Origin of the sequence: Xanthomonas bonasiae (genome assembly GCF_014836395.1) — a bacterium.
In the GTDB taxonomy this organism is placed as follows: domain Bacteria; phylum Pseudomonadota; class Gammaproteobacteria; order Xanthomonadales; family Xanthomonadaceae; genus Xanthomonas_A; species Xanthomonas_A bonasiae.
In genome coordinates, this window is the sequence record NZ_JACSQX010000001.1 from 432,209 (window position 1) to 454,083 (window position 21,875).

Below are 21,875 nucleotides of genomic sequence, written 5' to 3' on the forward strand. Positions count from 1 at the left end.
CCAATCCCGCATCCCCAATCCCGGCCCCAATGACCAACATCCACAGCGACAAAATCCTCATCCTCGATTTCGGCGCGCAGTACACGCAGCTGATCGCGCGCCGTATCCGCGAACTGGGGGTCTACTGCGAGATCTGGGCCTGGGACCACGATCCGGCCGAGATCGCCGGCTTCGGCGCCAAGGGCATCATCCTGTCCGGCGGCCCCGAATCGACCACGCTGCCGGGCGCGCCGGTCGCGCCGCAGGAAGTGTTCGACAGCGGCCTGCCGGTGTTCGGCATCTGCTACGGCATGCAGACCCTGGCCGCGCAGCTGGGTGGCGCCACCGAGGCCGCCGACCAGCGCGAGTTCGGCCATGCGGAAGTGGAGGTGATCGCGCCCGACGCGCTGTTCTCCGGCCTCAGCGACCATCCCGGCGCCGCGCGTTTGAACGTGTGGATGAGCCACGGCGACCACGTGTCCAAGGTGCCGCCGGGCTTCACCGTCACCGCCGTCACCGAGCGCATCCCGGTCGCGGCGATGGCCAACGCCGCCAAGCGCTGGTACGGCGTGCAGTTCCATCCGGAAGTCACCCACACCCTTCAGGGCCAGACCCTGTTGCGCCGCTTCGTGGTCGACGTCTGCGGCTGCGAGACCCTGTGGACCGCGGCCAACATCATCGACGACCAGATCGCGCGCGTGCGCGCCCAGGTCGGCGACGACGAGGTGATCCTGGGTCTGTCCGGCGGCGTCGATTCGTCGGTGGTCGCCGCGCTGCTGCACAAGGCGATCGGCGACAAGCTGACCTGCGTGTTCGTCGATACCGGCCTGCTGCGCTGGCAGGAAGGCGACCAGGTGATGGCGATGTTCGCCGAGCACATGGGCGTCAAGGTGATCCGGGTCAACGCCGCCGACCGCTATTTCGACGCGCTGGCCGGGGTCAGCGATCCGGAAGCCAAGCGCAAGATCATCGGCAACCTGTTCGTGGAGATCTTCGACGAAGAGTCGAACAAGCTGGCCAACGCCAAGTGGCTGGCGCAGGGCACGATCTATCCGGACGTGATCGAGTCGGCCGGTAGCAAGACCGGCAAGGCGCACGTGATCAAGAGCCATCACAACGTCGGCGGCCTGCCCGAGCACATGAAGCTGGGCCTGGTCGAGCCGCTGCGCGAACTGTTCAAGGACGAGGTGCGGCGCCTGGGCGTGGAGCTCGGCCTGCCGCGCAGCATGGTCTACCGCCATCCGTTCCCGGGTCCCGGGCTGGGCGTGCGCATCCTCGGCGAAGTGAAGCGCGAGTACGCCGAACTGCTGGCCAAGGCCGATGCGATCTTCATCGAAGAGCTGCGCAAGGCCGAACTGTACGACACCACCAGCCAGGCGTTCGCGGTGTTCCTGCCGGTCAAGTCGGTGGGCGTGGTCGGCGACGCGCGCGCCTACGAATGGGTGATCGCGCTGCGCGCGGTGGAAACCATCGACTTCATGACCGCGCACTGGGCGCACCTGCCGTACGACTTCCTCGGCACCGTGTCCAACCGCATCATCAACGAACTGCGCGGCGTCTCGCGCGTGGTCTACGACATCTCCGGCAAGCCGCCGGCGACGATCGAGTGGGAGTGATTTTTGCCGATCCGGGCGTATCCGACCTGCGCGACGGACCTCGCCCATATTGACCCGCCGCAAAATCGGAAGTGCCGTCAGGAGAGGTGAGCTCTTGACGGTTTCCTCGACATGAGTGTCTGAAGACGGTCATTTCCCGCCAAGACTCACTCAAGATCGTATTCCGGTACTTTTGCAGGCGACGCGCAAATGCAGCCGGATGCCGCGATCAAGGCTCTGAAGCCGCGAGACGACTGCGGATCTTCCGGCGTACCCGGACGAACTTTGCGGTTGCTGTGTTCTTCGGGTCAGGAGCGCTGCCGTTGCGGGCGCTCCATCACCAGCAGGGTCGAGGTCGCGCTGGCATAGATGCGCGCGTTGGCGTCCTTCAGCGTCGCCTCGGCAAAGGCGGCACGGCGGCCGACGGATAGGACGCGGCCTTCCGCGCGGAGCGGGCCGGTGTCGGCGGTGATCGGGCGCAGGTACGAAACCTTTAGTTCCAAGGTGGTGTAGGCCTGGTCCGCCGACAACTTGGAATGCACGGCGCATCCGCACGCCGAATCGAGCAGCGTCGCGGCATAGCCGCCATGGACCGTGCCGATCGGGTTGTAGGCGTGCACGCCGGGCGTGCCTGAGAAGACCGCCCATCCATCGCCGGCTTCGACGAAAGTGAAGTCCAGCGAATCGCCGATCGGCGGTCGGCCTCCGGCAGCGATCAGCGCCTGCAGGGTCTCAAGCCCGGAAAGGCCGGGGGCAATTTCGTCGACGAGATTCACTGGCATGTCTCCAATGTGGGCCGGCGCAGGGGCGCGGACGGCTTCAGCAAGATTGACGTCTGCGGGGCGCATCGTCTTTGCTGCTTATATGATGACCATAATATATGACCGTGCCAAGCGGCGGTCCTGACCGGGTGCGTGGCCGACATTTGTCGATACAAAAGCCGCGACCCGATCGCCGGTCAGCAGGGCAGGGCGGCGGTAGCGCTGGCGACAAGCAGCGGAGGCTGGATCATTTTTGACGCGGCGCCAGCAGCGTCCGCGGTCGATCCGGTTGCCCCGCGATCCGCTCCAGGGCGGGTAGCGCAACGTACCCTTGCCAAGGAGCCAGGCCGAGACAACGTCGAAGTCGTCTCGGCGGATCTCGTGGCGATGCCGGAGACGATACAGCCAGCGGATGTGCTGTGGCTGCACCTGTTCTACCCCGATCTCCATACCGCGCTGATCCAGGCCAGGGGCGCGACTGCGGCCCGCTTCAATCGAGCCGTCTACGAGCGGCTGCGGCATCGCTTCGCCTATCGGTTCGTGAAGCCTTGATCAGCGCGAAGGTTCCGGCCTGATCCGGAACCAGATGGAATACATCGCCGGCAGGAACACCAGGGTCAGGATCGTCCCGGCGAAGGTGCCGCCGATCAGCGTGTAGGCGAGGGTGCCCCAGAACACCGAGTGGGTCAGCGGGATGAATGCCAGGATCGCGGCCAGGGCGGTCAGGATCACCGGCCGCGCCCGCTGCACGGTGGCTTCGACGACCGCGTCGAACGGGCTCAGCCCTTCGCGTTCGTTGTGGTGGATCTGCCCGATCAGGATCAGCGTGTTGCGCATCAGGATGCCCGACAGCGCGATCAGGCCGACCAGGGCATTGATGCCGAAGGGCTGCTGGAACACGAGCAGCGTCGGCGCGACGCCGATCAGGCCGAGCGGACTGGTGGCGAACACCATGACCATGGCCGCGATCGAGCGCACCTGCAGGATGATGATGAGCAGGGTGAGCGCGACCATGATCGGGAACAGCGGCAGCATCGCCTTGGTGGCCTTGCCGGCCTCCTCGATCGAGCCCGCCTGTTCGATCCGGTAGCCGGGCGGAAGCGCGCCGATGATCGGCTGCAGCTGGGCCAGGATGGCGGTGGAAACGTCCGGGGGCTGTAGGCCTTCGGCGATGTCGCCGCGGACCGTGATGGTCGGCGTGCGATCGCGGCGGCGCAGGATGGGATCCTCCATGCGCACATCGACGGTGCCGGCCTGGGACAGCGGAATGCGCTGTCCCGCCGCTCCGACCAGCGTGAAGCCGCCGATCTTCGCAGGATCGAAACGGATCTCGCCGGCTGCGCGTCCCAGCACCTGCACCGAACGGATGTCCTCGCGCACCTCGGTCAGGGGCACGCCGCTCAACAGGAACTGCAGCTGCGAAGCCACGGCGCTGGAGGTCAGTCCGACGGCCTGGAGCCGGTCCTGGTCGAGCGTGAAGCGCAGGGTGGGGACGCGCGGTCCCCAATCCGTGTTGACCGTGCGCATCATCGGGCTGGCATGCATGACATCGGCGACGTCGCCTGCGATCTTGCGCAGCACGTCCGGGTCGGGGCCCATGACGCGATACGCCACCGGAAACGGCGAAGGCGGGCCGAACACGATCTGGGTGGCGCGCACCTGCGCCTCCGGCGCCAAGCCGTCGGCCACCGCCCGGCGCAGCCTGAACTTGAGCGCTTCGCGTTCCTTGTCGTCGCCCGCAAGGACCACGATCTTGGCGAACGACGGATCGGGCAGTTCGGGCGACATCGCCAGGAAGAAGCGTGGCGCGCCCTGGCCGATGTAGGACGTCACGATCCGCGCTTCCTTCTGTTTCGCCAGCCAGGCTTCGACCTTCGCCGTCGCGGCGCTGGTCTGCTCGATCGAGGTGCCGTAGGGCATCTGCACCTCGACCAGCACCTCGGGCCGGTCGGAGGTCGGGAAGAACTGCTTGTTGACCACGCCCATGCCGACGACGGACAGCGCGAACAGCCCGAGCACCGCGCCGGCGACCAGCCATTTGCGCGCGATGACGCGCCCGAGCACTTGCCGGAAGCGGTTGTAGTGGCGGGTGTCGTAGATGGCTGCGTGGCCGCCTTCGATCTTCTTGATGTCCGGCAGCAGCTTCACGCCCATGTAGGGAGTGAACGCCACCGCGACGACCCAGGATGCGATCAGGGCGATGCCGACGATCCAGAACATGTTGCTGGTGTATTCGCCGGCCGTGGAGCGCGCGAATCCGTTGGGCATGAAGCCCACGGCCGTGACCAGCGTGCCGGACAGCATGGGCGCCGCCGTATGGCTCCACGCATAGGCCGAGGCGGCGACGCGGCTGTAGCCTTCCTCCATCTTCACCACCATCATCTCGATGGCGATGATGGCGTCGTCCACCAGCAGGCCCAGTGCCAGGATCAGCGAGCCGAGCGTGATGCGGTCGAAGTTCTTGCCGCTCGCGGCCATGACCACGAACACCGCTGCCAGCGTCAGCGGCACCGCCGCCGCGACGACGATGCCGACACGCCAGCCCATGCTGACGAAGCACACCACCATCACCACGAGCAAGGCGACGAAGAACTTGACCATGAACTCGTCGACCGCCGAGCTGATGTTGACGGCCTGGTCGGTGACCTTGCTCAACGTCATGCCCAGCGGCAGCCCGGCGTTGACCTTGGTCACTTCCGCCTCCAGCGCCTTGCCCAGATCCAGGCCGTTCCAGTCGTCGCGCATCACCACGCCCAGCAGCAGCGCCGGTTCGCCGTTGTTGCGGACCAGGAAGGTGGCGGGATCCTCGTAGCCACGTTCCACGGTCGCCACATCCGACAGCTTCAGCGTCCGTCCCTGCGCGACGATCGGGGTCTGCCGGATCTTCTCCAGGCTGTCGAATGCGCCATCGACGCGCAGGAACACCTGCGGTCCCTTGGTCTCGATGGAGCCGGCGGGGGTCAGCACGTTCTGGCTGTTGAGCGCGGCGAAGATGTCCTGCGGCGCGACGCCCAGCGTGGCCAGGCGGTCGTGGGAGAAGGAGACGAAGATGCGCTCGGGCTGCTCGCCGATGATGTTGACCTTCTTCACGCCCGGAACGTGCAGCAATTGCTGGCGCAGGGTCTCGGCGTCGCGCACCAGCAGCCGTTGCGGTTCGCCCTTGGCCTTGAGCGCGAACAGCGCGAAGGTCACGTCCGCGTACTCGTCGTTGAGCATCGGGCCGATGACGCCGGCCGGCAGTTTCCTGGCCTCGTCGCCGAGTTTCTTGCGGGCCTGATAGAACTCCTCCTGCACCTGCGCAGGCGGGGTGCTGTCGAGCAGCGAAATCATGGTGAAGGCCAGGCCGGGGCGCGTATAGGTTTCCGCGCGGTCGTACCAGCGCAGTTCCTGCAGGCGTTTTTCCAGCGGTTCGGCGACCTGGTCCTGCATCTCCTGCGCGGTCGCGCCCGGCCAGGCGGTGACGACCGTCATCTGCTTGATCGTGAACGGCGGATCTTCCGCGCGTCCGAGCTGGAAGAACGCGAGAACACCGGCGACGGAGATCAGGAAGATCAGGAACAGCGTGATCGAACGCTCGCGCACCGCCAGCGCCGACAGATTGAAACGCCCCTCGCTCATGGACGCGCTCCGCCAGCCAGCGCCTGGCCCTGGCCGATCGGCCTGACCAGCTGGCCTTCGCGAAGCAGATGTGCGCCCAGCGACACCACCTGGTCGCCAGCCTCGAGATTGCCCTTCACCTGCGCTACCTCGTCGGTCAAGCCAAGCACCTGGACCGAGCGCCAGACAGCCTTGGCAGGCTTGCCCTCGACGGCCCACACGCCCGGGCCCTTGCCCGGATCGAACACGGCGCCGATCGGGACTTGCAGCGAAGCGGCGGCGTCCGTGCCGGTCGGGATCTCGACGGTGACGGTGGCGCCCAGCGGGGCGCGGGCCAACGCGCCGTCGAGCACGTACCTGGCTTCGTAGGTGCGGGTCAGCCGGTCAGCCGCATCGGACAGCTGCCGCAAGGTCGCCGGCATCGCGGTCTGGCGATCGCCGTACAGCCTGGCATGCGCCAGCGAACCCGCAGCCGGCCGCAGCGTCTCGGGCAGTTGCACGATGGCTTCGCGCTGGCCCGCATGCGCCAGGCGCATGACCGGCTGCCCGGCGCCGACCACTTGCCCCGGCTCGGCCAGCGTGTCCACGATCACGCCATCGGCGTCGGCGAGCAGGACGGCGTAGCCCGACGCGTTCCTGGCGACGCCGGCTTGCGCCTCGGCCGCCTTGAGTTGCGCCCGCGCCGTGTCGGCGGCGGCCTTGACCTGATCGTAGGCGGATGCCGAGACGGCCCCTTCGGCAACCAGGTCGCGATAGCGCGCCGCCTCGTCGGCGGTCTGCGTGGCGCGCGCCCGGGCTGCGGCGACCGTTTCCTGCTGCGCCTGTGCCTGCAGGCCCAGGTCGATCGGGTCCATGCGCATGAGCGCCTGGCCGCGTTTGACAGTCTGCCCGGTATCGACCAGGCGCTCGAGCACCTTGCCCGGCACGCGAAACGCCAGATCGCTTTGGATTCGAGCCGCGACGACGCCGGTGAACGACCGCGGTGCGTCGGCACCGCCCTGCACGGCCCCGACTCTGACCAGCGGCGCTTCCGTGCGCGGATCGGCGGCGTGTTTATCGCCGCATGCCGCTAAGACAAGAGGTAACAGGCAAATGGCATACGGGACACACTGGCGCCGAAACATGGGAACCCTTCCTGACGGGATAGGGCACCCATTCTATACTTGTGACCAAGATGTTCAATAGTCACAACGAAGGGCTCAGGGCGACAGGCTGCGCAGGATCAGGCCCGACAACTGGGCCGTCGCCTCGGCGGCGTTGTCCAGGTTGTGCTGCAGCAACAGCGGATTGATGAATGGGCGCATGACCAGATAGATGGCATTGGCTGTCTCGTCCAGCGGGGTCTTGCGCTCGAATTCGCCCGCTTCGCGACCGTCGCGCACGATCTGCAGGACCAGGGCCTTGACGTGCTCTTCGTAGGCGCGGGCGGAGGGCCAGGATTCGGCGGCCGAGGTCCTGGCGATGTCGTAGAGCTTGCGATCGTCGAAGAACAGTTCGCTACTGGACTCCACCAGGGCCTTGAAAACGCGTCTTAAGCGCTCGGGGGCGGAAGGCGCGCCGGCAACGGCCTCGCCAACCGCCGCCATGATCGCGCTGAGGCGATTGGAGCATATGACCTCGCCGATCGCCTGCTTGGAATCGAAGAACTTGTAGATGTAGGCCTTGGAAAAGCCGATCGCTTTCGCCAAGTCGGAAACGGTCGTCTTGTCGTAGCCGTACAGGCTGAAATATTCGGTCGCCGCCTCGACGATCTGGTCTCGGACATCGTGGTCCGAAGGTCCCCTGGGTTGGGGCGCGGGAGAAGGGGTCTTGGTCATTGTCACAGGGTACCGCGCCGCCCGTGGATTTGACAAAAAGTGACCATTTCGTAATATGGTCACAACAAGCCAGCTTTCAGGATCGCCATGCAGTTCCGTCGCTCTCTCGTCCTTTTGCTCTGCGCCAGCGTGACGGCCGGCTGCGCGGTCGGCCCCGACTACCGCCGGCCCGAGGCGCCGCTGCCCAGCCACTACCTCGGGCAGACACAGGCCGGGCAGGATGGCGGCCCGTCCGCGATCGACCTGGCGGCGTGGTGGCAAGGCTTCGACGATCCGCTGCTGACGCGGCTGGTGGCGTTGGCGCTCGAGCAGAACCTGGACCTGGCGCAGGCGGCCGCGCGCGTCGCCCAGGCACGCGCCGGGCTTGGCGCGGCCAATGCGGCCCTGCTGCCGTCGGCAGCCGTCAGCGGTTCGGCCGCGCGCGCCCGCCAATCGATAGAAACCCCGTTGGGGCAGGTGCTCGATGCCGCGCCCGGATACGACCGGTGGGGAAGCGCCTACGAGCTGGATCTGGAGGCAGGCTGGGAAGCGGACGTGTTCAGCGGTCTGCGGCGTGGTCGTGAGGCGGCATTGGCCGACTATCAAGCCTCGCAGGCCGGTGCCGGAGCAGTACGGCTGGCGGTAGCCGCGCAGACCGCCGACATCTACATCACCATTCGCGGCCTGCAGACGCGCCTCGCCATCGCCCGGCGCCAGGTCAGGACCCAGCAGGACCTGCTGGCGAAAGTGGGCCTGCTGTACAAAAGGGGATTGGCTGCCGAGTACGAAGTGCGGCAGACGGAAGGCGCGCTGTCGCAAGTGCAGGCGGCGGTTCCAGGCCTGCAGACGGGCCTCGATGCGGCAATGAATGCCTTGGATGTGATGCTGGGAGTCCCGCCTGGGACGCATCGGGCCGAACTCGACGCCGCCGCGCCGATTCCGGCGACGCCAGGAATCGCCGGGATGGGTTCCCCGGCCGACCTGCTGCAACGTCGCCCCGACCTCGTCGTCGCAGAACGCCGGCTTGCGGCGGCCAATGCCCGCATCGGCGAGGCGGTCGCGGAGTACTACCCGAAGTTCTCGTTGAGCGGCTTGCTGGGAAGCGCCACCGCGGTATCCAGCGGCAACCTGTTCACCAGCGGCGCGAGCCAGGCGGCAGGCGTGTTGGGACTGCGCTGGCGGCTTTTCGATTTCGGCCGCATCAATGCGCAGATCGATCTGGCCAAGGGTCAGGATGCCGAGGCCTTGGCCGCCTATCGCCAAGCGGTGCTGCGCGCGACCGAGGATGTCGAGAACGCCTTTTCGGCATTGGTCAACCGTCGGGACCAGGCCACGCTGTTGAAGCAGGGCGAGGCATCGCTGACTCGGGCCAGGGGATTGGCGTTTACCGCGTACCAGCGCGGGACCGCGAGCCTGATCGACGTGCTGCATGCCGACGCATCGCTGTTGAACGCGTCCGACGCGAGAGCGCAGGCGCAGACCGAATCGGCGCGAGCCGCCGTCGCCGCGTTCCGGGCGCTCGGTGGCGGCTGGCAGCCGCTGTCTTCCGACGCGGTGGCGGCTCGTGGATCGTGAGGCGCGAATGACTGCTTGACGGTCATGCCGTCGGGGTAGATCGCAGGCATGGTGCCGCCGCAGACCGATGCGATCCCATATGCCGAGCCCGCATGGATGCAGTTGCAACCTTCGGTTGATCGCGCGAGCGCAAGGCGTACACTTTTTTCGGAAAGCGAACGCCATGCGCCCGCGACGGGCGACGAGGGAGCGGCAGATGCGGATGGGGCGACAGAGGATTGTGGCGGCGGCGTTCCTGGCCTTCGGGCTTTCGGCATCCATCCCGGCATCGTTCGCTGCCGGTACGAAACAGGCCGCAAGCGCGATGGAGACCGGCCTGGATGCGCGCGGACACCTGCGCGCTGTCGCGACCGGACGCGGCGAGTCGTTCGCGTACACGCGGCTGCAGCAAGGCGTCCAGGTCCGCATCGGCCAGATCGCCAAGAACGTGATCTTCTACGGACCGCAGACCGTTCGCGTGAATGCGAACCTGGGAGAGAACTACTGGACCGCCCCCAGCCTGGCGGTGATCGGCACGCCGCAACCCATCGCCTTCGCCACCGGCGAGACCGAGGACACGCTGACGCTCAAAAGCGCCGCACTGCGCGTTGAAATCAGCAAGAGGACCGGCGCGGTGCGTTTCCTCGACGCTGCGGGCAAGCTCTATACGGAAGAGAACAGCGACGCACCGCAGACATTGAAGAAGGTCGTCGTGTCGGGCGCGCCGACGTTCGAGGCGGCCAACAGGTTGACCTTGCGCCCGGACGAAGCGATCTATGGCCTGGGTTTCCTCGGCGAGCAGAGCAGCAATCGGCGCGGCAAGGAACTGCTGCTGGTGCAGACCAACGTGGGCATCGTCATCCCCGTACTGATGTCCTCGCGCCGCTACGGGATCCTGTGGGACACGTACTCGCAGATGCGGTTCAAGGACGATGCGGACGGCGCCTCGATGTGGGCCGAAAGCGCGCCCGGCGGCGTCGATTACTACTTCATGGGCGGCGATACCCCGGATGCGGTGGTCGCGGCCTACCGGGCGCTGACCGGCCAGGCGCCGATGTATCCCAAGCAGGCGTTCGGCCTGTTCATGAGCAAGGAACGCTACAAGACCCAGGAGCAGCTGCTCGACGTCGCCCGCAGCTTCCGCAACGACGGATTTCCGCTCGACTACATCGTGCAGGACTGGCAGTACTGGGGATCGGACAAGGACGGCAGCTGGAGCGGCATGACCTGGGATCCGGTCCGCTATCCCGACCCTGCCGGCATGGCGCGCCAGGTGCACGACCTGCACATGAAGCTGATGGTGTCGATCTGGCCCTCGGTCGGCGACGATACCGCGCTGGCCCACGAACTGGACCAGCACCGGTTGCGTTTCGCGCCGCTGCACTGGATCTCCAAGCATGCGCGCGTGTACGACGCCTACAGTCCGCTGGGGCGGCAGATCTACTTCAAGCACATCAAGTCGGGCCTGCTCGACAAGGGCGTCGATGCGCTGTGGATGGACGGCACCGAGATCGAAGTCAGCAGCGCCATGTGGAACGCGCAGGACAATATCCGCGACACCAAGGCGCTGGGCTCCAACGCGCTGGGCGACTTCACGCGGTATCTCAATCCTTACTCGCTGCTCACCACGCAGGGCACGTACGACGGCCAGCGCGCCACCAGCGACAAGCGCGTTTTCACGCTGACCCGCTCGGCGTGGGCGGGCGCGCAGCGCACTGCCGCGGCGTCCTGGAGCGGCGACATCTACGCCAGTTGGAAGACGCTGAAACAGCAGGTCGCCGAAGGCGTCAATGTGACGGTGACCGGCAATCCCTACTGGACCCAGGACACGGGCGGCTTCTTCGTCGCCGATTTCCCCGGCGGCGAAAACAACCCGGCCTGGCGCGAACTCTATGCGCGCTGGCTGCAGTTCTCGGCGTTCAATCCGCTCATGCGGATCCACGGCACCAACGTCGAGCGCGAGCCGTACCGGTTCAAGTCGATGGACCCGGCGGTCTATGCCTCGCTGCTCAAGAGCACGCAACTGCGCTATCGCATGCTGCCCTACATCTACAGCCTCAGCTGGAAGGTGACCGCGGACGGCTACACGCTGATGCGGCCGCTGATGATGGATTTCCCCGACGATCGCGCCACCGACGCCATCGACGATACCTTCATGTTCGGCAACGCGTTCCTCGTCCATCCGGTGACGCGGGCGATGTACCACGTCGAACCGCCGCCGGCGACCACCATCCCGGGCGAGGTGCTGCGCACGCCGGACGGGAAGCCGGGCCTGGCCGGCCAGTATTTCGAAGGCGAGCATTTCCAGACGCCCAGGAGCCGCTTCGTCGATCCGAAGGTGGACCACACCTGGCCCGATCCGCCGCTGGCCGAGGTGCCGGCCGGCCTTTCCGGACTGATGCACTTCTCCGCACGTTGGCAGGGCACACTGACCGCGCCTGAAGAAGGGGAATACGAGATCGGGGTCGAGGGCGACGACGGCTTCCGGCTGATGCTCGACGGCAAGACCGTCGTGCAGGACTGGGACGCCGGCGCTGCGCGGTACAAGGCGACGACGGTCGCGCTGCGCAAGGGCCAGGTCGTCAAGCTCGGGCTCGAGTACTACCAGGGCGATGCCGAGCGCATGCTGCGCCTGGCGTGGAGAACGCCGAGCGAGCGGCAGGCGCTCAGCGCGCCGCGCGGCGCTCTCGACGACAATGTCGACACCTATCTGCCCAAGGGCGCGGACTGGTACGACTTCTGGACCAACCAGCGCTTCGATGGCGGCCGCCACGTCGTCCGGCGCGCGCCGCTGGATCTGCTGCCGCTCTACGTGCGGGCCGGATCGATCGTGCCGATGGGGCCGCAGGTGCAATACGCCACGCAGGCGCCGCAGGCGCCCTACGAAGTCCGCGTCTATCCGGGCGCGAACGCGCGCTTCACCCTGTACGAGGACGACAACGAGACCTATGCCTATGAAAAGGGCGCCTATGCCACCTACGATCTGGTCTGGAACGATGCGGCCAGAACGCTGCGCATCGGTCCGCGGCGAGGCGGCTTTCCCGGCATGACCGCGCAGCGCGAGCTCGACGTCGTACTCGTGGATGGCGCCGCCGGCGGCGGCATGGAGCCGGCGCCGGTCACCAAGCGTATTTCCTATACCGGAAAACCTGTCACGGTCCGGTTCTGAAATCCCGCGTCGTCGTTGTCCGCAGGAGTACAGCCTTGTCGAAGCCTGCCTTTTTCGCCGCGCTGGTCCTCGCCGTCGGCCTGCCGCTCGCTGCAGCGCGCGCCGACAATCCCATCGTGCAGACGCGGTTTACCGCGGACCCGGCGCCGCTGGTCCACGACGGCGTGGTGTATCTCTACACCAGCCACGACGAGGACGATGCCGAAGGCTTCAAGATGCTCGACTGGCGGCTGTACCGGTCCACCGATCTGGTCAACTGGACCGACCGCGGCGTGGTCGCCTCGCTCAAGACCTTTCCGTGGGCGGTGCAGAGCAACGATGCCTGGGCGCCGCAGGTGGTCGCGCGCGGCGGCAGGTTCTATCTCTATGTGCCGATCAGCGTGGCCGGTTCGCCCAAGAACGTCATCGCGGTCGCCGTGGCCGACACGCCCGACGGGCCATTCCGCGATGCGCTGGGCAAGCCGCTGATCGCACCGGCGGAGGGCTTCTTCGACCCGACCGTGTGGATCGACGACGACGGCCAGGCCTACCTGTACTGGGGCAACCCGGACCTGTGGTACGTCAAGCTCAACCCGGACATGGTGTCCTATTCCGGGCCGATCACCAAAGTGCAGAGCAAGCCGGCGGACTACCAGGAGGGGCCGTGGTTCTACAAGCGCGGCGGCCACTACTACATGGCCTACGCATCGACCTGTTGCCCGGAGGGGATCGGCTATGCGATGAGCGACGGCCCGACCGGCCCCTGGGTGCACAAGGGCAAGATCATGGATCCGAACCAGGGCTCCACCGGCAACCATCCCGGCATCGTCGACTACAAGGGCGGCTCCTATCTGTTCGGCTTCAACTACTGGCTCAACTTCGAAACGACGCCGATCCATCACGAACGCCGCTCGGTCACCCTCACCAGGTTCCAGTACCGGCCAGACGGCACCATTCCCAAGCAGCCGTGGTGGGACCGCAAAGGGGTGGCGCAGCTCGGCACCGTCGATCCGTACACGCGGGTGGAGGCCGAGACGATCGCGTGGACGTCGCGGCTCAAGCGCGACCGCGACCGGCCGTACGACTGGGCGCCGGGTGTCAGCACCGCCGGTGAGGCGCGCAGCGGCGTGTATGTCACGCGCATCGTCGACCGCAGCTACATCAAGGTCGCCGGCGTCGACTTCGGCACGCCGGGCGCCAAGCGCTTTGTCGCCAGCGTGGCCAACGCGGTTGCGCCGTCGTCGATCGAACTGCGGCTCGACGGCGTGGACGGTCCGCTGATCGGCACGCTGCAGGTTGGTGCGAACGATGCCGTGGGTCGGTGGCAGGAACGCACGGCGTCCGTGTCCGGCGCTGTCGGCACGCACGATCTGTACATGCTGTTCAAAGGCGGCGCGGAGCCGTCGCTGTTCGATTTCGACGATTGGCGTTTCGCGCGTTGAAGCCCGCCCAGGGCGGCACCGGCGTTGGACGGTCCGCGCCATTTGCTATCCGACTGGACGCGCGCGCAGCAGTCGCAGTCGCCAGCGGCCGCCGGGTGCGGACGTCCGGACCGGGCGTCACCGGAACCTCGCCGTGTGAGTCGCGCAACGACTGAACCGCGGGCCGCAGCGAGGTGCTCGGCGCCACGCAGCGAGAGGACCGCGCAGTCCACAAAAAACTAACAATTGGCTGGCTATTTTTGGCCGACTTCACCGCCTCATCTGGCTTGAATGCGCACTCCGCTCGCAACCGAAGCAGACCGTCTGCTCCTGCAGAGCGTGACTGACTACGCGATCTACATGCTCGACCCGGAAGGCTTCATCCTCAGCTGGAACACCGGCGGCCGCCACATCAAGGGCTACGAAGAAGCCGAGATCGTTGGCCAGCACTTTTCCAGGTTCTATACGCCGCAGGACGCCGCCGCCGGCTTGCCGCGCAAGGGGCTGGACGCGGCCAGGCGCGAAGGCCGCTACGAGGCCGAAGGCTGGCGGGTGCGGAAGGACGGTTCGCAGTTCCGTGCCAGCGTGGTCATCGATCCGGTCTGGAAGGATGGCGCGCTGGTCGGCTATGCCAAGGTCACCCGCGATGTCACCGAGCAGTTCAATGCCGCGGAAGACCTGCGCAAGGCCGAACGCGCCCTGGCGCAGGCGCAGAAGGTGCAGGCCATCGGCCGCCTGACGCTGGGCATCGCCCACGATTTCAACAATCTGCTGGCGGTCATCGTCGGCAGCCTGGACCTGCTGGCCAAGACCCAACACGACGCGCGCAGCAAACTGCTGATCGGGGCGGCGACCGATGCGGCCGAGCGGGGCAGCAGGTTGTCGCAGCAGATGCTGGCCTTCGCCCGCGGGCAGGACCTGGTCCCCGAACCCAACGACGTCAATGCGCTGATCGTCGGGGCCGCCGAGCTGTACCGGCGCGTGGCCGGCGATGCCATGACCTGCGAGTTCGCGTTCGCCGATGCGTTGCCGCCGGTCGTGGTCGACGCCAGCCAGTTCGAAGCGGCGCTGATGAATCTGGTCGCGAACGCGCGCGACGCGGTGCGGCAGGGCCGGATCGTGATCTCCACGCGGCTGTGCCGCTCCGACCTGTCCCTGCACGCGGAAGCCAGGCCCGATCACGACTACGTGTGCGTGGCGGTGCAGGACGACGGCCCGGGCATGTCCGAGGAGGTGCGGCTGCGCGCCATGGAGCCGTTCTTCACCACCAAGGATGTCGGCAATGGCAGCGGCCTGGGATTGAGCCAGGTGTTTGGCTTCGCCGGCCAGTCCGGCGGGTTCGCGACCATCGACAGCGGGCAAGGGCAGGGAACCCTGGTCACCATGTACATTCCGGTTGCGATGACGCCATGACCACGAGAAGGATCCTCTATGTCGAGGACGATGCGCTGCTGCGGATGGTGACGGTCCTCGCCCTGAAGGATGCCGGGTTCGACGTCCTCGAAGCGGTCAACGGCATCCAGGCGCAGGCGGAACTGGCCAGTGGGCGGTTCGACTGCGTGATCAGCGACATCAGCATGCCTGGCGGCGTCAGCGGCATCGAGGTCGTGCGCACCGCGCAGGCGATGAATCCGGCCTGCGTGGCGATCCTGCTGTCCGGCTATGCGCTGTCGCAGTTGCCGCCCTTGCCGCCCACGGCGCGTTTCCTGTCCAAGCCGTATCGCATGCACGAACTGCTGGGGACGCTGGATCCAGAAGGCCACGCATGAACGCCGCCAGCCCAGGGCCGCGCACGCCGGGCTTCCCGGGTCTTGGCGAACCGCCAACCGGCTCGGGCGGGGCGGTTTCGGGACCCGGCGAGGCATTCGTGGTATTGGGCTTGGCCGTCGCTCGACGATGTTCGCGACCCGTTTTTCCGCCCTGCAAGACGCAGGCTGTGCCTACACAACAACATCACTTTGCCGAACGTAGTGTGTTTTGGCGTCACTGAACCGTGAGCGTTGAGGCACGCCCAGGTGAGCGGGCGCCGGTCGCGACATCCATGCAAGGCGTGCTGGCGAAAGGGAGACTGCTGATGCGAGTTGCTGCGCGCGGTCCTTAGCAAGACAGCTGCAACACATTACGTTCGATCCACACGCAACCTTCAAGGACACCTATGACCCCCCACCGGCAACCCGATCACGCGCACGGCGACGACCTGCCGCGCATCTCGACCGGCAGTGCGGGCCTGGACAATATCCTCGGCGGTGGCGTCGACCCCAACCGCCTCTATCTCTACGAAGGCCGCCCAGGCACCGGCAAGACCACGATCGCCTTGCAGTTCCTGCTGGAAGGCGCCCGGCATGGCGAGCGGGTGCTGTACATCACCTTGTCCGAGACCCAGCGCGAACTGCATCTGGTGGCTGCCCGCCACGGCTGGAGCATGAACCAGGTCGACGTGTTCGAACTGGTGCCGCCGGAGATCGTGCTGGATCCGGAACGCGAACTCACCGTGTTCCATCCTGCGGAAATGGAGCTGACCGAGACCACCAAGCTGATCTTCGACAAGGTCGAACAGCTCAATCCCACGCGGGTGGTCCTGGACAGTCTCTCCGAACTGCGCCTGCTCGCGCAGAGCCCGCTGCGCTATCGCCGCCAGGTGTTGGCGCTGAAGCATTTCTTCGCCAGCCGGCAATGCACGGTGATCCTGCTCGACGACCTGTCCTCGCAGGAAAACGATCTGCAGTTGCACTCCATCACCCATGGCGTGGTGTTGCTGGAACAGCTGGCCATCGACTACGGCGCCGAACGCCGGCGCCTGCGCGTGGTCAAGATGCGCGGCATCCAGTTCCGCGGCGGCTATCACGACTTCACCATCGAGAAGGGCGGGCTGGAAATCTACCCGCGCCTGATCGCGGGGGAATACAAGCACCACCATATCGAGGAGGTCGCTCCCAGCGGCAACGCCGAACTGGACCGGCTGCTCGGCGGCGGACTGGAGCGCGGCACCAACGCCTTGCTGTTGGGCGCGGCCGGCGTGGGCAAGTCCTCGCTGGCGTTGACCTATGCCATCGCCGCGGCCGAGCGTGGCGAACACAGCGTGTTCTTCGCCTTCGACGAGGGGCGCAGCACCGTCGAGGCGCGCGCTCGCACGCTGGGCTTGCCGCTCGACGAAAAGCTCGACAACGGCCTGATCCGTTTCCAGCAGATCGATCCGGCGGAGATGTCGCCGGGCCAGTTCGCGGCCAACGTGCGCCGCAGCGTGGAAGTGGACGGCGCGCGGGTGATCGTCATCGACAGCCTCAACGGCTATCTCAACGCGATGCCGGACGAACGCTTCCTGATCCTGCAGATGCACGAACTGCTCAGCTATCTGGGCCAGCAGGGCGTGCTGACCATCCTGGTCCTGGCGCAGCACGGACTGGTCGGGCCGATGGAAACCCCGCTGGACCTCAGCTATCTGAGCGATTCGGTGCTGATGCTGCGCTATTTCGAAGTGGACGGCACGGTGCGCCGGGCGCTGTCGGTGGTGAAGAAACGCAGCGGCAGCCACGAGACCACCATCCGCGAGTTCCGGCTCAGCGGCAACGGCCTGGATATCGGCTCGCCGATCAAGCAGTTCAGCGCGATCTTCAGCGGCACGCCGCGCTACGGCGGAAACGATCTGCCTTTCATGGATTCCGCTGCGCATGAGCAGCAGTGACGCCATCGAAAGCCGGGTCCTGGTCTACGCTCCGATCGGGCGCGATGGCAATGCGTCGGTAGAACTGCTGCGGCGTGGCGGCGTGGTGGCATGCAACTGCGCCGACCTGGGCAGCGTGGTGCGCGAACTGAACATCGGTGCCGCTGCGGTGTTCATCGCCGAAGAAGGCCTGTTCGGCAAGGATGCGAGCGCGCTGTTCGCCTGGGCCGACGCGCAGCCGCCATGGTCCGATCTGCCGTTCGTGGTGCTGACCAGCCATCAGGAACAACCGTCCGTGGTGACCTGGCGGCGCAAGCTCGTGGCCTCGCTGCGCAACGTCGCCCTGCTCGAGCGGCCGGTGCAGGCGATCACCTTGACCAGCACCATCAAGGCCGCGCTGCGCGCCCGTACCCGTCAATACGAAGTGCGCTCGCTGTTGCGCGAACAGGCGTCGGCGGCGCAGAAGCTGGAGGCGCAGGTGGTGGCGCGCACGCGCGAGCTGGAGCAGGCCAATCGCCTGCTGCGCACGCAGATGGACGAGCGCGCGCGGGTCGAGGAAACCCTGCGCCACGCGCAGAAGATCGAGGCCATCGGGCAATTGACCGGCGGCGTCGCGCACGATTTCAACAATTTGCTGATGGTGATCTCCGGCGGCCTGGCGATGCTCGACACCCAGGCCGATCCGGCCGTGCGCAAGCGGCTGATGGATGGCATGCAGAAGGCCGCGCAGCGCGGCGCCGGGCTGACCCGGCAGTTGCTGGCGTTCTCGCGGCGGCAGGAGCTCAAGCCGGAGCCGGTCGACCTGACCCGGCAGATCGGCGGCATGCGCGAACTGCTGGACCGCAGCCTGCGCGGCGACGTGCACGTGGATTTCGATTTCGCCGACGGCCTGTGGCCGATCGAAGTGGATCCGGGCGAGCTGGAACTGGTGGTGCTCAATCTGGCGGTCAACGCGCGCGATGCGATGCCCAATGGCGGCACGATCGTGGTGCGGGCGCAGAACGTGCCGGGCGCGGGCAAGACCGATCCGGACTTCATCCGCCTGTCGATCGTCGATACCGGCGTCGGCATGGCGCCGGAAGTGAAGGCGCGGGTGTTCGAACCGTTCTACACCACCAAGGACATCGGCAAGGGCTCGGGCCTGGGCCTGGCGCAGGTGCACGGGTTCGTGCAGCAATCCGGCGGTTCCATCCACATCGACAGCGAACCCGGACAGGGCACCGCGATCCATCTGCTGTTGCCGCGCTCGTTCCGCGCGCCGGCGCCGGACGAACGGCATCTGGTGGACCTGCAACAAGTGGCGCGCCGCGCCCCGGGCGACGCCGGCTACGTGCTGCTGGTCGAGGACGACGACGAAGTCGCCGCCCTGGTCGGCGAAATGCTGCGCCAGCTCGGCTACCAGGTCACCCGCGTGGCCAGCGCCGCTGCCGCGCTGGGTGCGTTGGCCAACGAGCGCGTGGTGGACATCGTGTTCTCCGACATCATGATGCCCGGCGGCATGAACGGCCTGGAGCTGGTCCACGAGATCCGCCTGCGGCGCCAGAAACTGCCGATCCTGCTCACCAGCGGCTACGCGGAAGCGGCGAAATCCGCGGCCGAGGCTGAGGGCGTGCAGATCCTGTCCAAGCCCTACCGGCTGGACGAACTGGCCACCGCGTTGCAGCAGGTGCGGGCCAATCCCGGCGCCCAGGACAAACCGGAAGCGGCGCCCCTGTATTCGTAAGCGCAGGCATCGTTGGCCCGGCCAGCGCGCCTGCGCCGAGTCGCCGCGGCGGCCGCGTCAGCGCGGTGCCCGGGTTCTTGCGCCGGCTCAGTGCAGCAGGGTATCGCCGAGCAGCTTCACGTTCAGCGCCACGATCAGCGCGGCGATGATCCACGACAGCCAGATCAGCCAGCGCGGCGCGACCAGTGCGCCCATCTTGCGTTTGTCGGCGACGAAGCGCACCAGCGGGATCACCGCGAACGGCAGCTGCATCGACAGCAGCACCTGGCTCAGCACCAGCAGCTTGGCGGTGCCCTGCTCACCGTACAGCCAGGTCACCACCACCACCGGCACGATCGCCAGGCTACGGGTCAGCAGGCGCCGCGCCCAGGCCGGGATGCGCAGGTGCAGGAAGCCTTCCATGACGATCTGCCCGGCCAGCGTCGCGGTCACCGTGGAGTTGATGCCCGAGGCCAGCAGCGCCACCGCGAACAGGGTCGAGGCCACGCCGACGCCGAGCATCGGCGCCAGCAGCTCGTAGGCCTGCTCGATCTCCTCCACGTCGGTACGGCCGTGCGCATGGAACACCGCGGCGGCCAGCACCAGGATCGCGGCGTTGACGAACAGCGCCAGGCTCAACGCGATGGTGCTGTCGGCCAGCGCCCAGCGCAGCGCCGAGCGGCGGCCGTTGTCGTTGCGCTCGTAGGCGCGGGTCTGCACGATCGATGAATGCAGGTACAGGTTGTGCGGCATCACCGTCGCGCCGATGATGCCGATCGCCAGGTACAGCGCGGCCGGGTTGGTCACCACCTCGGCGCGCGGGATGAAGCCGGCCAGCACCTCGTGCAGCGGCGGCGCGGCCATCGCGATCTGCACCACGAAGCAGGCGAAGATCACCAGCAGCAGCGCGATCACGAATGCCTCCAGGGTGCGGAAGCCGCGCCGCATCAGGTACAGCACCAGCAGCGCATCGATCGCGGTGATGATCGCGCCCAGGGTCAGCGGGATGCCGAACAGCAGCTTCAGCGCGATCGCGGTGCCGATCACCTCGGCCAGGTCGCAGGCCACGATCGCCGCCTCGCAGGCCAGCCACAGCAGGAAGTTGACCGGCCGGGAATAGTGCTCGCGGCAGGCCTGCGCCAGGTCGCGGCCGGTGGCGATGCCCAGCCGCGCCGCCAGGCCCTGCAGCACGATCGCCATCAGGTTCGACAGCAGGATCACCGACAGCAACAGGTAGCCGAAGTGCGAGCCGCCGGCGATGTCGGTGGCCCAGTTGCCCGGATCCATGTAGCCCACCGAGACCATGTAACCCGGCCCCAGGAAGGCCAGGAAGCGGCGCCAGCCGAGCCCGCCGCTGGGCACGGCGACGCTGCCGTTCATGCGCCCGAGGCTGCGCCGCGGCGGCTCGCTGGCCTGCGGCCAGGCGGCATTGGAATCGGGCAGGGGCAGGGGATCGGCCATGGCGGAAACGTGCGTGGGAGGAGCGCGATCCAGTATATAGCACTTGCTATTCTGTTTAGCATTGGCAAATCGGATCGCTGCGATAGGCGCGATTTCGGCCAGAATAGGCAGCGGCCGGCGTTCGCCGGCACCGGACAAGGGCGTTGCGATGCAGAAAAGCGGGAAGTTGACGGCACCGGGGGCGGTGCTGCTCGACGCCGAAGTGCAGGTCGAGAGCTTCCGCCAGGTGCGCGAGGCGCACCGCCTGGAGCTGATCGAGGACTATGTGGAGCTGATTTCCGACCTGCTGGCCGACGGCGGCGAGGCGCGGCAGGTGGACATCGCCGCGCGCCTGGGCGTGGCCCAGCCGACCGTGGCGAAGATGCTCAAGCGGCTGGTCAAGGGCGGCTGGGTGATCCAGCGGCCGTATCGCGGCGTGTTCCTGACCCCGGACGGCGAAGCGCTGGCGGCGGCCAGCCGGCAGCGGCACCAGACCGTGGAGCAGTTCCTGCTGGCGCTGGGCATCGACGAGGACATCGCGCGGCGCGATGCCGAGGGCATCGAGCACCATGTCAGCGAAGCCACGCTGGCGGTGTTCGCCGAGTTCGTGCGCAAGCACGCCGCGACGCGATGAACGGCGACAGCGACACCGCCGCGCGCGACGAGCGCTGGATGCTGCACGCGCTGGCCCTGGCCGACCGCGCCGAGCGCGAGTTCGACGAGATTCCGGTCGGCGCGGTGCTGGTCTCGGCGCAGGACGAGGTGCTGGGCGAGGGCTGGAACCTCAACATCGCCGAGCACGATCCCAGCGCGCACGCCGAGATCGTGGCGCTGCGCCAGGCCGGGCGCCGGCTCGGCAACCACCGCCTGGTCGGCAGCACCCTGTACGTGACCCTGGAGCCGTGCGCGATGTGCGCGATGGCGGTGGTGCATGCGCGCGTGGCGCAGCTGGTGTTCGCGGCCGCCGATCCGAAGACCGGCGCCTGCGGCAGCGTGTTCGATCTGCTCGCCGATCCGCGCCACAATCACCGCGTGCAGGTGCGCGGCGGCGTGCTGGCGGCGCCGGCCGGGCTGCGCCTGACCAACTATTTCCGCGCCAAACGCGGCAAGCCGCTGCTCGGCGGTTGAGCGCCGCGGTGCGGCGCTGGCGGGACGTGAACCCGCCGGGTCACGCGCGGTATCATGCACGACCGATACGAAACCCCCGCGCCGGCAGCGCCG

General features: G+C 67.2%; 16 protein-coding genes. 11 read left to right on the plus strand and 5 right to left on the minus strand.

Features of this window, described 5'->3' with window-relative positions:
* Nucleotides 1-29: 29 nt before the first annotated feature.
* Nucleotides 30-1,595, plus strand: coding sequence for a glutamine-hydrolyzing GMP synthase (gene guaA / locus H9658_RS01895; protein WP_191824142.1), 1,566 nt, complete (start codon nucleotides 30-32; stop codon nucleotides 1,593-1,595).
* A 287-nt stretch (nucleotides 1,596-1,882) separates the two neighbouring features.
* On the opposite strand, the gene H9658_RS01900 is transcribed toward guaA, so the two are convergent.
* Complete coding sequence (locus tag H9658_RS01900; RefSeq protein WP_179564907.1) at nucleotides 1,883-2,350, minus strand: PaaI family thioesterase; 468 nt, start codon at nucleotides 2,348-2,350, stop codon at nucleotides 1,883-1,885.
* 138 nt (nucleotides 2,351-2,488) lie between these two features.
* Here H9658_RS01900 and H9658_RS22810 point away from each other — a divergent pair, with 138 nt between their 5' ends.
* Nucleotides 2,489-2,887 (plus strand): hypothetical protein, encoded by a 399-nt coding sequence (locus H9658_RS22810; RefSeq protein ID WP_225209666.1) that lies wholly within the window; start codon nucleotides 2,489-2,491, stop codon nucleotides 2,885-2,887.
* Here H9658_RS22810 and H9658_RS01910 read toward each other — a convergent pair whose 3' ends face one another.
* From H9658_RS01910 to H9658_RS01920, 3 genes are all read right to left on the minus strand, one after another.
* Complete coding sequence (locus H9658_RS01910) at nucleotides 2,888-5,953, minus strand: efflux RND transporter permease subunit (protein WP_191824143.1); 3,066 nt, start codon at nucleotides 5,951-5,953, stop codon at nucleotides 2,888-2,890. It lies immediately after the preceding gene.
* The gene (locus tag H9658_RS01915; RefSeq protein WP_191824144.1) at nucleotides 5,950-7,056 is read right to left on the minus strand and encodes an efflux RND transporter periplasmic adaptor subunit; all 1,107 of its coding nucleotides are present in this window, start codon (nucleotides 7,054-7,056) and stop codon (nucleotides 5,950-5,952) included. Before H9658_RS01915 ends, H9658_RS01910 begins: the two co-directional genes overlap by 4 nt.
* 75 nt (nucleotides 7,057-7,131) lie before the next feature.
* Nucleotides 7,132-7,749 carry a TetR/AcrR family transcriptional regulator gene (locus tag H9658_RS01920; protein WP_191824145.1) on the minus strand — a complete coding sequence of 206 codons (618 nt, stop codon included), beginning with the start codon at nucleotides 7,747-7,749 and terminating at the stop codon, nucleotides 7,132-7,134.
* 87 nt (nucleotides 7,750-7,836) lie between these two features.
* Between H9658_RS01920 and H9658_RS01925 the strand changes: the two genes are divergently transcribed.
* The 7 genes from H9658_RS01925 (at nucleotide 7,837) to H9658_RS01955 (ending at nucleotide 19,235) form a co-directional block, all read left to right on the plus strand.
* Nucleotides 7,837-9,303: an efflux transporter outer membrane subunit gene (locus H9658_RS01925; RefSeq protein ID WP_191824146.1), complete on the plus strand. Its 1,467-nt coding sequence runs from the start codon at nucleotides 7,837-7,839 to the stop codon at nucleotides 9,301-9,303.
* Between the two features lie 304 nt (nucleotides 9,304-9,607).
* On the plus strand, nucleotides 9,608-12,451 hold the full coding sequence (locus H9658_RS01930; RefSeq protein WP_191824147.1) for a glycoside hydrolase family 31 protein: 2,844 nt from the start codon (nucleotides 9,608-9,610) through the stop codon (nucleotides 12,449-12,451).
* 35 nt (nucleotides 12,452-12,486) lie between these two features.
* Entirely contained in the window at nucleotides 12,487-13,872 is a 1,386-nt protein-coding gene (locus tag H9658_RS01935) for a glycoside hydrolase family 43 protein (protein WP_191824148.1), read from the plus strand.
* A 270-nt stretch (nucleotides 13,873-14,142) separates the two neighbouring features.
* Complete coding sequence (locus H9658_RS01940; protein WP_191824149.1) at nucleotides 14,143-15,264, plus strand: PAS domain-containing sensor histidine kinase; 1,122 nt, start codon at nucleotides 14,143-14,145, stop codon at nucleotides 15,262-15,264.
* The gene (locus tag H9658_RS01945) at nucleotides 15,261-15,620 is read left to right on the plus strand and encodes a response regulator (protein ID WP_185823117.1); all 360 of its coding nucleotides are present in this window, start codon (nucleotides 15,261-15,263) and stop codon (nucleotides 15,618-15,620) included. Before H9658_RS01940 ends, H9658_RS01945 begins: the two co-directional genes overlap by 4 nt.
* Nucleotides 15,621-16,006: 386 nt before the next feature.
* Nucleotides 16,007-17,533, plus strand: a complete 1,527-nt coding sequence (locus H9658_RS01950; protein ID WP_179564894.1) for an ATPase domain-containing protein — start codon at nucleotides 16,007-16,009, stop codon at nucleotides 17,531-17,533.
* Nucleotides 17,520-19,235 carry an ATP-binding protein gene (locus H9658_RS01955; RefSeq protein WP_191824150.1) on the plus strand — a complete coding sequence of 572 codons (1,716 nt, stop codon included), beginning with the start codon at nucleotides 17,520-17,522 and terminating at the stop codon, nucleotides 19,233-19,235. Before H9658_RS01950 ends, H9658_RS01955 begins: the two co-directional genes overlap by 14 nt.
* A gap of 87 nt (nucleotides 19,236-19,322) precedes the next feature.
* Here H9658_RS01955 and H9658_RS01960 read toward each other — a convergent pair whose 3' ends face one another.
* A complete protein-coding gene (locus tag H9658_RS01960; protein WP_225209667.1) occupies nucleotides 19,323-20,675 on the minus strand; it encodes an Nramp family divalent metal transporter in 1,353 nt (450 codons plus the stop codon).
* A 148-nt stretch (nucleotides 20,676-20,823) separates the two neighbouring features.
* Between H9658_RS01960 and mntR the strand changes: the two genes are divergently transcribed.
* Together mntR and tadA are read left to right on the plus strand one after the other, a co-directional pair.
* On the plus strand, nucleotides 20,824-21,288 hold the full coding sequence (gene mntR / locus H9658_RS01965) for a manganese-binding transcriptional regulator MntR (protein ID WP_191824151.1): 465 nt from the start codon (nucleotides 20,824-20,826) through the stop codon (nucleotides 21,286-21,288).
* Nucleotides 21,285-21,782 (plus strand): tRNA adenosine(34) deaminase TadA, encoded by a 498-nt coding sequence (gene tadA / locus H9658_RS01970; protein WP_179564888.1) that lies wholly within the window; start codon nucleotides 21,285-21,287, stop codon nucleotides 21,780-21,782. The genes mntR and tadA overlap by 4 nt, the downstream gene beginning before the upstream one ends.
* The last annotated feature ends 93 nt before the right edge of the window (nucleotides 21,783-21,875 follow it).

What these genes read in the sequence shown, in the direction of transcription:
- guaA (WP_191824142.1), top strand. Translation starts at nt 30, where the DNA reads ATGACCAACATCCACAGCGACAAAATCCTCATCCTCGATTTCGGCGCG.
- H9658_RS01910 (WP_191824143.1), bottom strand. Translation starts at nt 5,953, where the DNA reads ATGAGCGAGGGGCGTTTCAATCTGTCGGCGCTGGCGGTGCGCGAGCGT.
- H9658_RS01915 (WP_191824144.1), bottom strand. Translation starts at nt 7,056, where the DNA reads ATGTTTCGGCGCCAGTGTGTCCCGTATGCCATTTGCCTGTTACCTCTT.
- H9658_RS01920 (WP_191824145.1), bottom strand. Translation starts at nt 7,749, where the DNA reads ATGACCAAGACCCCTTCTCCCGCGCCCCAACCCAGGGGACCTTCGGAC.
- H9658_RS01925 (WP_191824146.1), top strand. Translation starts at nt 7,837, where the DNA reads ATGCAGTTCCGTCGCTCTCTCGTCCTTTTGCTCTGCGCCAGCGTGACG.
- H9658_RS01930 (WP_191824147.1), top strand. Translation starts at nt 9,608, where the DNA reads ATGGAGACCGGCCTGGATGCGCGCGGACACCTGCGCGCTGTCGCGACC.
- H9658_RS01940 (WP_191824149.1), top strand. Translation starts at nt 14,143, where the DNA reads ATGCGCACTCCGCTCGCAACCGAAGCAGACCGTCTGCTCCTGCAGAGC.
- H9658_RS01945 (WP_185823117.1), top strand. Translation starts at nt 15,261, where the DNA reads ATGACCACGAGAAGGATCCTCTATGTCGAGGACGATGCGCTGCTGCGG.
- H9658_RS01950 (WP_179564894.1), top strand. Translation starts at nt 16,007, where the DNA reads ATGACCCCCCACCGGCAACCCGATCACGCGCACGGCGACGACCTGCCG.
- H9658_RS01955 (WP_191824150.1), top strand. Translation starts at nt 17,520, where the DNA reads ATGAGCAGCAGTGACGCCATCGAAAGCCGGGTCCTGGTCTACGCTCCG.
- H9658_RS01960 (WP_225209667.1), bottom strand. Translation starts at nt 20,675, where the DNA reads ATGGCCGATCCCCTGCCCCTGCCCGATTCCAATGCCGCCTGGCCGCAG.
- mntR (WP_191824151.1), top strand. Translation starts at nt 20,824, where the DNA reads ATGCAGAAAAGCGGGAAGTTGACGGCACCGGGGGCGGTGCTGCTCGAC.
- tadA (WP_179564888.1), top strand. Translation starts at nt 21,285, where the DNA reads ATGAACGGCGACAGCGACACCGCCGCGCGCGACGAGCGCTGGATGCTG.